Consider the following 14,313-nt stretch of genomic DNA (forward strand, 5'->3'; position numbering starts at 1 on the left):
GTGGTACTTTTGCGGCTATATTATTAACTATAAAATTTTAGACCTGAGAATTACAATGAAGAAAGTATTAATTGCAACCTGCTGCATCGCTCTGCTGAGCGGTTCCTTGAGTGTTTCTGCACAGACTTTGGCTGGCAAGTCATGGTCGGCTGATAACGGGAATGGTACCTTTACCAACCCCTTGTTTTATGATGAATTTTCTGACCCGGATATCATCAGAGTGGGGGAGGATTACTATCTGGCAGGTACTACGATGCACAGTGTGCCGGGACTGGTGGTGCTGCATTCCAAGGATCTGGTGAACTGGGAGTTCTCTTCTTATTGCTTCGACCGTTTGGATGATTCAGATGACTTCAATCTCAGAAACGGTAAGGAGGCTTACGGACAGGGTATCTGGGCACCTGCCATCCGCTATCACAACGGAAAGTTCTATATCTTCTCTAATATCAACGGACATGGCTTGCAGGTGTATATTTCTGATAGTGTCAAGGGACCTTGGACGCATCATAAAGTTAATGGCGATATCTACGACCTCTCTGTGCTCTTCGATGAGGATGGTAAGATTTATGCCGTGCACAAGTATGGAAACGTGACCGTTACGGAGTTGAAGCCCGATTTGAGCGGTCCGGTAGAGGGCAGCAGCAAGGTGGTGATTCCTGAAGGCAATGCGATGGGTGAGGGACATCATGTGTATAAAATCAACGGCATGTACTACATCCTCTCTGCCGATTATTCACCGATGGGCCGCATGCAGTGTGCCCGAAGCAAGAGCATCTGGGGACCTTACGAAACTTGCGTAATTAGTGAGCGCGAATCGTATGGTTATGCTGCAGGATGGAGTGTAGGTAACATGGGAATCGGTCGGCCTTTGCCGGAAGATGGTTTCAATTTCCAGAACAACAAGCCTAATGGCGTGAACTTGGGTTGTGCTACCATTCATCAGGGCGGCATCGTGCAGGCTCCTGACGGCAAATGGTGGGGCGTTTCTATGCAGGACTTCAATGCCGTGGGTAGAACGGTGTGCCTATCACCTGTTACTTGGGTGGATGGCTGGCCTTACTTCGGCTTGGAGAAGAACCTGGGCCGTTCACCTCGCACCTGGTTTAAGCCTAACCATGTGGTGAAGACACCTCAGGCACCATACGAAAGATGTGATGATTTCTCTGGCAAGACCTTCAAACCGGTTTGGCAATGGAATCATAATCCGAACGACAAGATGTGGTCGCTGAATAAGGAGCGAAAGGGATGGCTCCGTTTGCATTCCATGCCTGCCAAGCAACTGCTTTGGGCAAAGAATACATTGACGCAGCGTGCCATCGGACCTGTTTCTTATACATCTGTAAAACTTGATGCTTCCCGTTTGAAGGTAGGTGATGAGGCTGGTTTAGGTGCCATCAATACGCCATACGCTTCATTGGGCGTTGTCAAGACGGATAAGGGGGTGAACTTGAGATGTTATGATCAGAATACCAACAAGGAAGTGTTGAAGCCGTTGGCTAAAAGTAAGGTAGTATGGTTGCGCCTTTGGGGTGACTACGACAAGAGCCAGTTGCAATATTCCTATTCTCTGGATGGCAAAAACTGGGAGAATATCGGCGAGCAGATGATTTCCCCTTATCAGTTGAAGACCTTCCAGGGTGTTCGTGTGGCACTTTATGCCTTCAACAAGAAGAATATGAATGGTGGTGTTGCTGATTTTGATGATTTCAAGGTGGAGGAGCCAATGGCAGACAGAACTGCCAATCTGCCTATCGGAAAGACCGTGAGATTTTTCAACCTCGCTGATGGAAGTTTGATGGACGCTACCCGCCACGGGTTGATGCATAGTTCCGGAAACCGGAAGAATATGAGCAATGGCGTGAAGTTCGTGGTGGAAGATAGAGGACAGGGCAAGATTGCCTTGAAGACGGCTGACGGAAGATATGTTTATATCGCAGGTGCCGGTCTGTCGGGCGATGTACGACTCACATCGGATGCCAGCAAGGCTGAGGAGTTTGTATGGCAGGATATGCTCTATAACCACTGCATGCTTCTTTCCTTGAAGATGCAGCGCTATGTGGGTAAGCATACAGCTGATGGAAGCCCATATTCTGCTGATTTCCAGGGAGCTGATGCTGGAATGAAGAATGGATGTGTCTTTGCTTGGGAAATAGTGGAATAGGCACATTCTCGTTATGTTATATATGAAAAGAGCTTGGTTCCCTTGTATTGGAATCAAGCTCTTCTTGTTTTATCGTTTTCTTTTAAACCTGTTAGCTTATTCGGAATAGTGTTAGCTTATTCGGAATAGTGTTAGTTTATTCGAAATAGAAAGTCAGGGCAATGATTTTGCTGTGTGCAGCTTTTGCTGCCATGGCGTAAGGCTTCTTGCTGTCGTCTCGGACGTTTTTTACCTGATTACTGTCGAAGGTATCTGTGATGCCATACATAAACTTGAGCTCAGGGCGCAGTTTGAAGTAGGGCAGATAGAAATCACATCCTAGACCCAGTTCGAGGAACACTTCTGATTTCTTCAGTTTGATGAAACCGGAAGTATTTCCGCTCAGATTCATCATCGGGGTGATACCTGCCATCATATAAGGGCGGTGGTTGTTGAAGCGTTCTGCGGCAAAGATAAGGTCGAAGGCACTGGCTATATAGGCTGTCTTCATCTCCTGGCGCTGTTCTGTAGGCTTTTCCTGTCCATCTTTCTCTGTGAGATTATGGAAGGTGAGATGGCGGGTTCCGAAGTACATGGCTGGGGCTACACGGAACTGGAAGCTCTTGTTGAGGCGGAATTCTCCCAATACGCCAACAGTAAAGCCCAGGTCGTACTTATCCTGGTCTACAGTGACCGTAGAATGCTGCTCTACACCGTCGTTATCGGTATAGGTAATTGGACCTATATTCTGAAATTCAATATCCTGGAAGTGGGTACCCACCACCACTCCGAAGTGGAATGGACGCAGGTCGGTATAAGGGCGGTTCTCCACCGTCCTTTCCTGAGCCATCGCCTGTATAGCGATGATGATGCCTATCCATATTGCAATAAGTTTCTTATTCATATAATATTAACGTGAGTATTTGCATCTTATTGTTTTGTATTTTATTTCGATAATGTATAAATTGAGCAAAAAACTAAAAAAAAGCATACCTAAATGTAGGTATTCCAAAAATAATTATTATCTTTGCACCATCAAAAGTAGGTAGAAACAATATTATTAACATTATAAAAACATTAAGAATTATGGCATACGTAATTGGTGACGATTGTATCGCATGCGGTACATGTATCGATGAGTGCCCATCAGGCGCTATTTCTGAGGGCGAGAAGTATTCTATCAACCCAGACCTCTGCACAGAGTGTGGTACTTGCGCAGATGTTTGCCCTAACGAGGCAATCAGTCTTCCTTAATTATAAGGATAGATACTTTTAGTTACATAAAACATTGAGAGCGGTTCCTTCCGGGGAGTCGCTCTTTTCTTTTTGTGGAAAATAGTAGGAATATGTTTCCTTAAGGGAACATACAGTTTCACTTAAGGGAACAAATATTTTCCCTTAAGGGAAAATATAGGCTTGTTTAAGCCTATAGAAAACTAGGTATGTTTGTGCCTGCAAAATTTGGGCTTGTTTAAGCTTGCAAAAAATAGACAAGTTATGACCATAAAAAAGCGGTGAAGAAATGAATCTTCACCGCCCAAATTTGCTTATTACTTGATTTCTTTATATTGATGTCGCTTTCGAAAAGGCAACCTCTTAAATACTTTTTATATCTGGATGCTCTATTGCTGAGCAGCCGCATGCTCATTACCGAGCCGTTTTCCTCATTACTGAGCTGTCTCTTCCTCCAAGCCCAAAGCCTTCTTGGCAAGAGCATTGTTAGGATCGAGACGAATCAACTTCTCGAAGTATGGCTTAGCTGTCTCCAAGTCGTTCTTAGAACTCCAGTAGATGTAACCGGCGTTCTTGTATGCCTGCATCAGATAGCCCTTCTCATCCTCATCATACTGCTTGTTCTCTACCTCGGTGATAACCTTCTGGTAGTTCTCAAGAGCCTTGTCGTCCAACTCGTTCTGGAATGCGATGTTTGCAGCCTGCAAATCAGCGTATGCCTTTAACTGTGGATACTTAGCTGCGAATGAGTTATATACAGCGATTGCCTTGTCTACGTTAGCAGCCTTAGCGTCGCCACCCTTCTGTGCCTTTGCATTGTAAATCTCAGCCATCTTCACGTAGTCTGATGGAGCAACATTAGGGTTCTTGTCCATATAGAGCTGAGCGTACTCGATAGCCTTATCCTCTTCGCCCATCTGCTTGTAGGTTTCAGAGATATACTGGTATGGCTTGAAGTCTTCCTTGTTAATCTCCAATGCCTTGTTATACTGTGCCAAAGCCTGATCATACTGCTTGTTGCCAGCCAGAGCCAAACCATAGTATGCATAGATACTAGAGTTCTTCTTGATGTCAGCGTTGTTCATCACAGCGTTGGCATAGTTGAGAGCGTCCTCAAACTGCTGAGTATCTACTGCCGCACGCATAGCCAAAATCTGGAATGCTGTATCCTTAGGATACTTCTGGATACCCTGTTTGCACAACTTGAGAGCATCTTCCTTCTTGTTCAATACGTATGCAGTGAAGCAGTACTCGTAGTAGATGTACTCTTCCATGGTATTGAGATTAGCCTTTGTGAAGTTCTCGTAGGCCTTCTCGTAGTTACCGATAGAGTAGTAGTTGTGACCTGTCTCTGCCTCGATAGGGTAGTTAGGATCTACCTCTCTCAACTTGTTCAGTGCCTCTGCAGAAGCCTGTGGGTCAATCTTGCGGTATACGTTAGCGTAGCTGATGTAACCCTGAGGATTCTTAGGGTCCATAGTCATACACTGACCATACCATGTAGCTGCCTCACCACCATTGTCCTGCATAGCGTAGATGTCACCCTTCAGGATGTAGGCATCACCATAATTCTTGTACTTTGCGATGACAGCATCAGCTACAGCCAGAGCGTTGGTGTAGTCTTTGTTGATAACAAGGGCATTACCCAATGCAACGAGTGCCTTAGGATCCTTCTTATACTCCTTCTGGTACTCCTTGAGGGTCTTGGCAAATGCCTTGGCATCTACATTGCCAGCCTTCAAAGTTGTCTCTATTGGCTTAAGAGCGTCCTTGTAGTTAACGTCCTGAGCCATTGCAGGAGCTGCCAAACCCATGACGAGCAAACCTGCTACTAAATATTTAACTGCTTTCATAATTCTACTTTAATTACGTTTCAACTTTCAGTGTATCAGCTCTTTGGCGTTTCCGCCTCTTAGCGTTTCACATTTACTGTTCTGATTGTGATGTCTCCACGATATGGGAGCAATCCTGTCTTGAACAGGATGAGCTGACCTTTAGGGTTAGAGATGTAGTTGGCAAAACTCCAAGGCAAAGCCTTGTGAGGATCTACCACGATAGCGTATATAGTTCTTACGAATGGATATCTTCCATCCAGCAAGTATGCCTGATATGGCTGCCAACTGTTGGATGGAGTAGCCTTATCCTTGATGGATACTCGCATGACATGAATATTCTTCTTGAATGTAGTATTGGTGGAATCGCGTCGGTCGTTCAACCAGTTGGATCCGATAACACCAATGGAACCTGGGTTCTGATCAACGAAGTCAATGACCTGTTTACTGGTCTTTGCCGCCATGATCTTGGCACCCATCTTCTCTCCGTGCAGAACTGAATCTACCACGAAGTTGGTAGTAGCCGAGCGGGTGTTGTCGAAGATTACCTCGATGTCACCTCTCTTGGAACCTGGCACAACATCACTCCATTTGGTAGCCTTTCCTGTAAGAATTCGCTTGATATCGTTCACGGTGATGCAAGTATCATTGTTGCTCTTGTTGACAATGAACGCCAAGCCGTCATATCCGATAGGGAAAACTGAAGGAATCACATTGCTTTTCGACTTCAAGTAGGCAATCTCACTATCCTTTAGGTTACGGGTAGTGAAGAGGAGTGCTGTCTTGAAATCCTTGATCATCTGAAGTCCTGTGACTTCATCTGTGTATTTTGGTTTGAGCTTAGCCTTAGGGTATTCATACTCAAACTGACTTCTTTCTTCGTCAATGATAGGACTCAAACTCTCGTCAGCCACAAATTCAATTGTGCCTGAAGTAGGAGTATCAGTTCTACCATCTTTGGCTTTCTTCTCGCCGCAAGACGAGAAGAAAGCCATTGATAGTACTGTTAATCCTATACCTATAAAAATATAAGATGTTCTTTTCATTCTATTACTGCAATCTAAATACAACTGGTACAGTATACTTAACACGTACAGCAGAACCGTTTTGCTTACCTGGTTTCCACTTAGGCATGCTCTTAACGACGCGCTGTGCCTCACGGTCAAGTGAAGGGTCAACGGAACGAGCTACCTTTACATCAGAGATAGAACCGTCACGCTCTACCACGAATGAAACGATAACACGACCCTGAACACCATTCTCCTGTGCTACGACTGGGTACTTGATATTGCTAGCCAAGTACTGCATCAAGGCGCCTTGTCCACCAGGGAATGAAGGCATCTCCTCAACGACGTCGAAGACCTTAGTAGCAACCTCAGGTTTTGGAGCTGGTGGTGGTGGTGGAGCTGCCACGGCAATCTCACTTCTCACAGCTTCCACTGTACGGTCCTTCACACCTTCCTTGTCTTCAGAACCGACAGCAACCTTGTCGTCCAATTTATCCATCTGCTTAACCTGGTTTTCCTCTTTTACGAGTTCATCCTTCTTAATGACAGGTGCAGTAAACTTCTGAGTTTCGCGCGCCACAGGAATCTCCTTCTTGGCTTCAATCTTAGGCTGCACTTTCTCAGGTTTCTTCTTTTCTTCTTTCTTAGCCTGCTCCTGGAGTTTAGCCAACTCCATTGCTTCCATGTAAGCTTGCTGTTCTTCAGCTTGTTTCTGTTCGATAACCTTCCAAGCTAAGAATCCACCCACGAGAGCTGCAGCGATGACCAAGATCAGAAGAGACTTGATGTTTCGGCCAGAAGTTCCCTTACGGAGCTGGTATGCACCATACTCCTTGTTCTTTCCGGCGAAAACCATATCGACCCATTTAGGATCGTAAAGATCAATTTTTGCCATTTCTTTCTTGTTTTATTTGTTGGTATTCATCATTACATCTTAACGTTTCTAGACTTGAGAAGCTTCTCGTCGTCTGCGTTAATCTTGTCGATGACGTATGTACCAATGTTCAAAATCTGCATTTCATCGAGAGCGTCAACCATGTTCTTGTAAGAAGCATTGTCGGTAGGCTTGATTACGATAGTAAGAGTCTCGATCTTGCGACCATCCAACTCACCACCCTTAATCTTGCTCAACTTCTTCTGATATACGCTGTCAGGCATTGCTGGGTTCTTCTGACGCTCAGCGTTCAAAGATCTAACAGCAATCATAATCTGCTCAACTGGACGTAAACCCTCTCCGGTAGTGTGCTCGCGCAAGACCTTACGGATACCATTGCTACCCCATGTAGTCTCCTTGATCCATGTAGGATCATCGTACTTAGGGATACCAGCACCATAATAAATCTTGTTGTCTGCAGTTACGTAAAGAGTTACGGTACCAGATTCCTTTGCTTCGTTCTTCTTGTCCTCTGGTTGGTTGTCATCATTACTTGGCATAGTCAGCTCCATTGTCTGAGGTTTGCTCAATGATGTACACAGCATGAAGAACGTGATAAGAAGCATGAGCATATCCACCATAGGCGTAAAGTCTACGCGGACATTCATTTTCTTTTGTTTGCTTTCTTTCTTAGCCATTTATTCGTCCCCCTGTTGTTTTAACTGTGTAATCATATAGTAATGACTCTCGTCCATATCCTGGAGCTCGCTCATCACTCTCTTAACTGTCTTGTAAGGTGTAGAAGCGTCTGCCTTGAGGGCAATCTTGATGTCCTCATTCACGTTACGAGCAGCGTCAACCCACTGCTGGAACTCGCTCATACCACCTCTGATGCTATCGAGAGGAATACCCTTAGTCTGGAGATACTGTGGACGCTTTGCAGCGTTCATAGTCAAATAAGTGCCCAAGTCACTCATTGGAACACCGAATGTACCCTCGCTCTTGAATGTCTCAATCTGCTTTGGATTCAATGACACACCGAAATTGCTTGTCATTGTACTCAGTGTTGCTCCCAACTGATCGGTATTATCAATACTCATAAATACTTGGCCCTCGCCGGTAGGCTTACCGGCCTTGTCCTTTTCAGGACTTACCAAGATGGTCAAGACGCCGTTTTCTGGCACCTTAATCTCAGACACAGATCCTGGAGTATTTACCTTTACAGGCTCATTCTTTACGAAAGTAGAGGTGAGCATGAAGAAGGTAAGCAGCAGGGTCATAACGTCTGACATAGGCGTCATGTCAATCCAGACGTCACTCTTCTTAATTTTTACTTTACCCATAGCGATAAAATTTTAAAGGGTTAGCAAAAATTAAGCCTCTTCTGCGTGGTTAGCTTCGTATGTCTGAGCAATTGAGTAACCTACCTCGTCGAGTGCGTATGTCAACTTATCAACCTTGTTTGTAAATGTGTTGTAAGATACTACAGCACACCAAGATGTCAAAATACCGAATGCGGTGTTGATCAACGCCTCAGAAATACCTACAGAAAGTGCTGCTGAGTCAGCGCCACCACCTTCACCCATGGCCTGGAATGACTTGATCATACCGGTTACAGTACCGAGAAGACCTGTCAAAGTACCAAGTGTTACGATTGTAGCGATGATAGGCAAGTTCATAGTCAAAGTTGGCATCTCCAACTGTGTTGCCTCCTCGTGAGCCTGCTGAATCTTAGCTACCTTCTGAGCCTTCTTCAAAGATGCGTTAGCACCTGACTCCATAGACTTGTAAGCGTTCAAAGAAGCCAAAACAACGTTAGCTACTGTACCGCGCTGCTTGTTGCAGAGCTGCTCAGCCTTAGCGAAATCATTTGCGTTCAAAGCTGCCTTGATGTTTGCAACGAACTTAGGAAGTGCACCTTTACCTGTAGCTGTCTTAAGAGCCAACCAACGCTCGATAGTCATAGCCAACACTGTGAGCAACAATGTGTGGATAACTGGTACGATAACACCACCTTTGTAGATAGTACCCCAAATGTCTGCTGGGTGATCCTGGATGCCTGGATCCTGGAAGTGCATGTCATTGCCGAACCATGTGAAGAACAATGTGAATGCGATGATAGCACATACCACGATGATCCAGAATGCGCCTCTTACTCCCTGAAAGCCCTCAGACTTCTTAGCTGGGGCTGCTTGTTTTGTAGTTGCCATAATTTTACTTTTTTTTAAATTATTAGTTAATAAATTATTAATATTTTCTCGTTTTTTCTAGTTGTTTCTTGGACCTCTTTTGGGTCATTTCTGACCAGTGCGAGAAGTTTCCTCAAAATCCTTTGGCAAAGATAATAAATAATGAGAAACTATTACCCTAATTAAGAAGTTTTAACGAGATATTAACTCAAAATAAGTCAATATCTCGTTTTTTCTTTACAAAATTGGGCGTAAAACGTACTTGTTTGCTCGTTTTTATTTCAATTTGCTCAATGCTTCCTTGATACGACGGATGGCCTCTACGATGTTCTCGTCGCTGGTGGCGTAGCTCATGCGGAAACAGTCTGGATCGCCGAAGGCGTCACCGCCTACTGTTGCTACGTGAGCTTCCTCCAGCAGATACATTGCGAAGTCGGTTGAGTTGTTGATAGTCTTCTCGCCGTTGCTCTTGCCAAAGTAGCTGTTGCACTTAGGGAAGAGATAGAATGCGCCCTGTGGCATGTTGACCTCAAGTCCTGGTACTTCCTTAGCCAGCTTCACAATCAGGTTGCGGCGACGCTCGAAGGCTACACGCATCTCCTCTACGGCACCCTGGTCGAGTGTGTAGGCTGCCTCGGCTGCCTTCTGGCTTACTGAACAGGTACCGCTGGTGTACTGACCCTGCAGTTTGTTGCAGCCCTTGATGATCCACTCCGGACCTGCGAGGAAACCGATTCTCCATCCTGTCATGGCGTATGCCTTAGATACACCATTGGCGATGATTACCTGCTCCTTCATTCCTGGCTCCTGGGCAATGCTGTGGTGCTTGCCGATATAGTTGATGTGCTCGTAGATTTCGTCTGCCAACACGAATACCTCTGGATGCTTCTTGAGAACGGCTGCCAATGCTGACAATTCCTCCTTTGAATATACGCTACCTGTTGGGTTGCTAGGAGAGCAGAGAATGAGCATCTTGGTCTTCTCTGTGATGGCATTCTCCAGCTGCTCGGCTGTCATCTTGAAGTCCTGGTCGAAACCTGCGTTCACGATGACTGGTGTACCACCAGCCAACTTCACCATCTGTGGGTAGCTTACCCAATATGGAGCTGGGATGATAACTTCGTCGCCTGGGTTCACGAGTGCCAATACGGCATTGCATACACACTGCTTGCCACCTGTGCCGACGATTATCTCGTTCATAGTGTAGTCGAGGCCGTTCTCCTTTTTCAGTTTGGCTACAATTGCCTTTCGCAAGTCTGGGTAACCAGGAACTGGTGAGTAACGTGAGAAGTTCTCATCAATAGCCTTCTTCGCAGCCTCCTTGATATTGTCAGGCGTGTTGAAGTCTGGTTCACCTACACTCATGTTAATTACATCGATACCCTGAGCTTTCATTTCACTACTCTTCTGTGACATCGCCAGCGTTGCTGATGGTGCCAATCTGTTAAGACGATCAGATAATTGTGCCATAATTCTTTGTTTATATTAAATATTCGTGTGCAAAATTAAACAAATTATTTCTTTTTCGGAAGAATTTTGCTCATTATTTCGGGTTTTGACCCGAAATAATAACAAAAATTACATTATCCGAGGTGCAAAGTATGCCCCATGCGGTCTCTTTTGGTCTTGAGGTAGCGCTCGTTGTACTTGTTAGGTTCAACTTCAATGGCTACATTCTCTACGATTTCGAGTCCGTATGCTTCCAGTCCTACACGCTTCACCGGGTTGTTGGTGAGCAGGCGCATCTTGTGTACGCCAAGGTGGCGGAGCATCTGTGCACCGCAGCCATAGTCGCGCTCGTCTGGCTTGAAGCCGAGGTGCACGTTGGCATCTACGGTGTCGTATCCTTCTTCCTGCAGCTTGTAGGCGGCAATCTTGTTCATCAGTCCGATGCCTCTGCCTTCCTGCTGCATGTAGATGATGACTCCCTTGCCTGCTTTCTCAATCTCTTCCATTGACTTGTGCAACTGCTGTCCGCAATCGCAGCGCTTGCTGCCCAGGATGTCGCCTGTGGCGCATGATGAGTGTACACGAACCAGGATTGGCTCGTCTTCCTTCCATTCGCCCTTGATGAGTGCCATGTGCTCCAATCCGTTGCTTGACTGGCGGAATGGGATGAGTCGGAAGTGTCCGTAGTCGGTTGGCATATCCACCTCTTCGCCCACTTCGATGAGCGATTCCTTCTTGAGGCGGTATTCTATCATGTCTTTGATGGAAATTACCTTCAGGTTCCACTCCTTCGCCATTTTCATCAGCTCTGGCAGGCGTGCCATGGTGCCGTCTTCGTTCATGATTTCCATGAGTGCACCGGCTGGATAGAGTCCTGCCATCTTGCAGAGGTCGATGGCTGCCTCGGTGTGGCCGCTTCTTCTCAATACACCGTTGTCCTGTGCATAGAGTGGGTTGATGTGGCCAGGACGACCGAATGTCTGTGGAGTTGAGTTAGGGTCGGCAAGTGCCTTGATGGTCTCTGCACGGTCGTGTGCCGATACACCTGTAGAGCAGCCTTCCAGCTTGTCTACGGTTACGGTGAATGGTGTGCCGAGCATGGAGGTGTTGTCTGAAACCTGGTGAGGCAAGTCGAGTTCGTCGCAACGGCTCAGTGTAATCGGTGCGCAGAGCACGCCTCTTGCGTTCTTCAGCATGAAGTTTACCTTCTCTGCATCAATCTTCTCTGCGGCGATGATGAGGTCGCCTTCGTTCTCGCGGTCTTCGTCGTCTACTACGATAACAAACTTTCCTTCCTGGAAATCCTTTACTGCATCTTCGATGCTATTTAGTTTGATGTCTGCCATTTGTGATACTTTATTTTGTTAGTTACATTTTGTTTATCTGACTGATGATGTTGGCGTTACTCTGTCTGATGACATTCAGGTCACGATAGAGACGGAGTCTGAAGCGCCACATTCTGAGGTACAGCACGATGCCCACTGGTACGATGATGGCTGCAACGATGTTGAGCCACTTCTGCTCGAATGGTCGGGTGTGGGCCTTGGTCGCGAGAATAGGGTAGAGGTTGAGATTGTGCAGAATCACCCTGTTCTTGGTGTTGCTCAGGTCCTCTATCACCTTCTCCAGTTCTTCGCTGATGCGTTCTATCTCGTGGTCAGGCTGATACTTGAAGAACACATTGATGAAGTTAGGAAGCTTCTTCAGCTCGTGTACCTTATTATATATAGCGATGTCGCCGTTCAGCTTCTCCAGCGATGCGGCATCTTCCCTGTATTTCGGGTCTTCGATGATTACCTCTTTGCCGAAGATGTGGCGCTTGATTCGCAGACCCAGCAGCTTCATGAAGAAGTTCTTGTATAGCTCCATGTTGAATACCGTAGAGTCGTTGGTTGCCTTGTAGGTCACGAAGACGGCTACGGGAGTAAGCACGGCTGGTGCCAGTCCCTTACCGAACCAGATGGCCCACGAACCCTGTCGTGACATTCGGTAGCCCGTATTGTCGAGGATGTAGAAGATGATGAACACCAATACGGATATGATTACCGGGAATCCTAGACCTCCCTTTCGGATGATGGCTCCCAAAGGCGCACCGATGAAGAAGAAGATCAGGCATGCCAGTGCCAGCGTGAACTTCTGGATGGCTTCTATCTCGTGAAGTCTTACGATATAGTCGGCATCGTGGGTCATCATCGCCTTGAAGTCGAGGTCGCTCGTCTCCTGCTGCACCGTCATCTTGGCATCGTTGAGTGCCATCAGCTTCTTGTCGTTGGGGAGCCTATTATATAAGGTGTCGAAATTCTCCGTCTGCCCTTTTTTAGCAAGTCTTGCCGAGTCTTTCTGACCCACCGTGGCAAGTCTGTAGAAGCGGACGTTGGCTTCGCTGAGATAGTTCCTGCCCACGGAATCATACTGTCCGTTGATGGAATCGATGTCGTGGAAGATCTTGGAGAGGCTCTTTGCCTTGGCATTGTTGGATAGCGAGGCTGCATCTGCAAGATTGAAGCCTCCGTCAAAGTCGAGCACGATCTTCTTGGTGATGAAGGTCTCTCTTCTGTATGGTACGGCTGCGCTGTTGCCGAATTCGCTGCTCTGCATGTTTTCGAACCATTCGCCGCTGTTGAGCGTCAAAACGAGGTGCTTCTTTTCGGCGGTACTCTGCAGCATGCCCGAGTCGGCGAGGATGATGGCTGCATCTTCATAACTGTCGGTCATGCGATAGATCATGATGCCGTAGAGCTTACCCGTCTTCAGGTCTTTCTTCTGCACATAGAGGTTACAGTTTGGAATGCCGTCATAGAAGATTCCTTCTGGGATTTCCAGTTCCGGACTCTTCTGCTTCATGGAGAGCAGGAGCTGTCCCAGTTTCTGGTTGGCACTCGGGCCTACGTTGTTTTGGAAATAGAACGAGCCGCACATGATGATGACGGTGATGATGATGAGCGAACGGAAAGCCTGCATCAGTGAGATGCCGGCAGCCTTGATGGCTGTGAGCTCGGAACTTTCACCCAGGTTACCGAACGTCATCAGTGAGGAAAGCAGGATGGCGAGCGGCAGGGCTTGCGGCACGAGCATCAAGCCCATGTACCAGAAAAACTGCGCCATCACGTCCATAGAGATTCCCTTACCGATGAGGTCATCGATATATCGCCACAGGAACTGCATCATCAGCACAAACTGGCAGATGAAAAAGGTTCCCATGAAAAGGAGTCCAAATTGCTTGGCTATAAATATGTCTAATTTCTTAATTCTAAACATTTCTTTTTATCAAGTTTACTGTCTTCCCATCCTACTTATTCTGGGGCTTGACAGTTTCAGCGTGCAAAGTTAACACAAAAAAATCAGAAAACCTTTCTTTTTCGCTTTTTTTATATATATAATAGGTGTAAATGGGGTGAAAAAGGGGCAAAAACAAAAAAATAAAAGTTTTTTTGAAAATTTCTCCGAAAAAATTTGGTGGAATCAAATAATTGTTGTACCTTTGCACCCGCAATTCAGAAATGACTTGTAAGGATGGCGGGATAGCTCAGCTGGTTAGAGCGTCGGATTCATAATCCGGAGGTCGAGGGATCGTGGCCCCCTCCCGCTA

At 46.3% G+C, this 14,313-nt stretch carries 12 protein-coding genes and 1 tRNA gene; 3 read left to right on the top strand and 10 right to left on the bottom strand.

Annotated features, from left to right (window positions below; genetic code table 11):
- The first annotated feature begins 55 nt into the window (after window positions 1–55).
- On the top strand, window positions 56–2,161 hold the full coding sequence (locus tag KUA49_RS16620; RefSeq protein WP_218412711.1) for a glycoside hydrolase 43 family protein: 2,106 nt from the start codon (window positions 56–58) through the stop codon (window positions 2,159–2,161).
- Window positions 2,162–2,297: 136 nt separating this feature from the next.
- Here KUA49_RS16620 and KUA49_RS16625 read toward each other — a convergent pair whose 3' ends face one another.
- Entirely contained in the window at window positions 2,298–3,044 is a 747-nt protein-coding gene (locus KUA49_RS16625) for a porin family protein (protein ID WP_218412712.1), read from the bottom strand.
- A 182-nt stretch (window positions 3,045–3,226) separates the two neighbouring features.
- Here KUA49_RS16625 and KUA49_RS16630 point away from each other — a divergent pair, with 182 nt between their 5' ends.
- Entirely contained in the window at window positions 3,227–3,394 is a 168-nt protein-coding gene (locus KUA49_RS16630) for a 4Fe-4S binding protein (RefSeq protein ID WP_006849139.1), read from the top strand.
- 413 nt (window positions 3,395–3,807) lie between these two features.
- Here the strand turns inward: KUA49_RS16630 and KUA49_RS16635 are convergent, their stop codons facing one another.
- The 9 genes from KUA49_RS16635 to KUA49_RS16675 form a co-directional block, all read right to left on the bottom strand.
- Window positions 3,808–5,226, bottom strand: coding sequence for a tetratricopeptide repeat protein (locus KUA49_RS16635; RefSeq protein ID WP_218412713.1), 1,419 nt, complete (start codon window positions 5,224–5,226; stop codon window positions 3,808–3,810).
- A gap of 59 nt (window positions 5,227–5,285) precedes the next feature.
- On the bottom strand, window positions 5,286–6,200 hold the full coding sequence (locus KUA49_RS16640) for a PstS family phosphate ABC transporter substrate-binding protein (protein ID WP_412178589.1): 915 nt from the start codon (window positions 6,198–6,200) through the stop codon (window positions 5,286–5,288).
- A gap of 55 nt (window positions 6,201–6,255) precedes the next feature.
- Window positions 6,256–7,107: an energy transducer TonB gene (locus KUA49_RS16645; RefSeq protein ID WP_218412715.1), complete on the bottom strand. Its 852-nt coding sequence runs from the start codon at window positions 7,105–7,107 to the stop codon at window positions 6,256–6,258.
- Window positions 7,108–7,139: 32 nt separating this feature from the next.
- Complete coding sequence (locus tag KUA49_RS16650; RefSeq protein ID WP_218412716.1) at window positions 7,140–7,784, bottom strand: ExbD/TolR family protein; 645 nt, start codon at window positions 7,782–7,784, stop codon at window positions 7,140–7,142.
- Window positions 7,785–8,429 (bottom strand): ExbD/TolR family protein, encoded by a 645-nt coding sequence (locus KUA49_RS16655; RefSeq protein WP_218412717.1) that lies wholly within the window; start codon window positions 8,427–8,429, stop codon window positions 7,785–7,787.
- A 30-nt stretch (window positions 8,430–8,459) separates the two neighbouring features.
- Window positions 8,460–9,296: a MotA/TolQ/ExbB proton channel family protein gene (locus tag KUA49_RS16660; protein ID WP_217763894.1), complete on the bottom strand. Its 837-nt coding sequence runs from the start codon at window positions 9,294–9,296 to the stop codon at window positions 8,460–8,462.
- A gap of 255 nt (window positions 9,297–9,551) precedes the next feature.
- On the bottom strand, window positions 9,552–10,745 hold the full coding sequence (locus tag KUA49_RS16665) for a pyridoxal phosphate-dependent aminotransferase (protein ID WP_218412718.1): 1,194 nt from the start codon (window positions 10,743–10,745) through the stop codon (window positions 9,552–9,554).
- 113 nt (window positions 10,746–10,858) lie between these two features.
- Window positions 10,859–12,070 (bottom strand): bifunctional 3,4-dihydroxy-2-butanone-4-phosphate synthase/GTP cyclohydrolase II, encoded by a 1,212-nt coding sequence (locus tag KUA49_RS16670; RefSeq protein WP_203040886.1) that lies wholly within the window; start codon window positions 12,068–12,070, stop codon window positions 10,859–10,861.
- A gap of 22 nt (window positions 12,071–12,092) precedes the next feature.
- Window positions 12,093–13,982, bottom strand: a complete 1,890-nt coding sequence (locus KUA49_RS16675) for an LptF/LptG family permease (RefSeq protein WP_218412719.1) — start codon at window positions 13,980–13,982, stop codon at window positions 12,093–12,095.
- Window positions 13,983–14,239: 257 nt separating this feature from the next.
- Here KUA49_RS16675 and KUA49_RS16680 point away from each other — a divergent pair.
- Window positions 14,240–14,313: transfer RNA gene (locus KUA49_RS16680), tRNA-Met, on the top strand.

This window comes from Segatella copri (assembly GCF_019249655.2).
Taxonomy (GTDB): Bacteria; Bacteroidota; Bacteroidia; order Bacteroidales; family Bacteroidaceae; genus Prevotella.

Bases quoted from the DNA above. Each gene is read 5' to 3' on its own strand.
- KUA49_RS16675 (WP_218412719.1), bottom strand. From the start codon at position 13,982: ATGTTTAGAATTAAGAAATTAGACATATTTATAGCCAAGCAATTTGGA.
- KUA49_RS16650 (WP_218412716.1), bottom strand. From the start codon at position 7,784: ATGGCTAAGAAAGAAAGCAAACAAAAGAAAATGAATGTCCGCGTAGAC.
- KUA49_RS16665 (WP_218412718.1), bottom strand. From the start codon at position 10,745: ATGGCACAATTATCTGATCGTCTTAACAGATTGGCACCATCAGCAACG.
- KUA49_RS16620 (WP_218412711.1), top strand. From the start codon at position 56: ATGAAGAAAGTATTAATTGCAACCTGCTGCATCGCTCTGCTGAGCGGT.
- KUA49_RS16655 (WP_218412717.1), bottom strand. From the start codon at position 8,429: ATGGGTAAAGTAAAAATTAAGAAGAGTGACGTCTGGATTGACATGACG.
- KUA49_RS16660 (WP_217763894.1), bottom strand. From the start codon at position 9,296: ATGGCAACTACAAAACAAGCAGCCCCAGCTAAGAAGTCTGAGGGCTTT.
- KUA49_RS16625 (WP_218412712.1), bottom strand. From the start codon at position 3,044: ATGAATAAGAAACTTATTGCAATATGGATAGGCATCATCATCGCTATA.
- KUA49_RS16635 (WP_218412713.1), bottom strand. From the start codon at position 5,226: ATGAAAGCAGTTAAATATTTAGTAGCAGGTTTGCTCGTCATGGGTTTG.
- KUA49_RS16645 (WP_218412715.1), bottom strand. From the start codon at position 7,107: ATGGCAAAAATTGATCTTTACGATCCTAAATGGGTCGATATGGTTTTC.
- KUA49_RS16630 (WP_006849139.1), top strand. From the start codon at position 3,227: ATGGCATACGTAATTGGTGACGATTGTATCGCATGCGGTACATGTATC.
- KUA49_RS16640 (WP_412178589.1), bottom strand. From the start codon at position 6,200: ATGGCTTTCTTCTCGTCTTGCGGCGAGAAGAAAGCCAAAGATGGTAGA.
- KUA49_RS16670 (WP_203040886.1), bottom strand. From the start codon at position 12,070: ATGGCAGACATCAAACTAAATAGCATCGAAGATGCAGTAAAGGATTTC.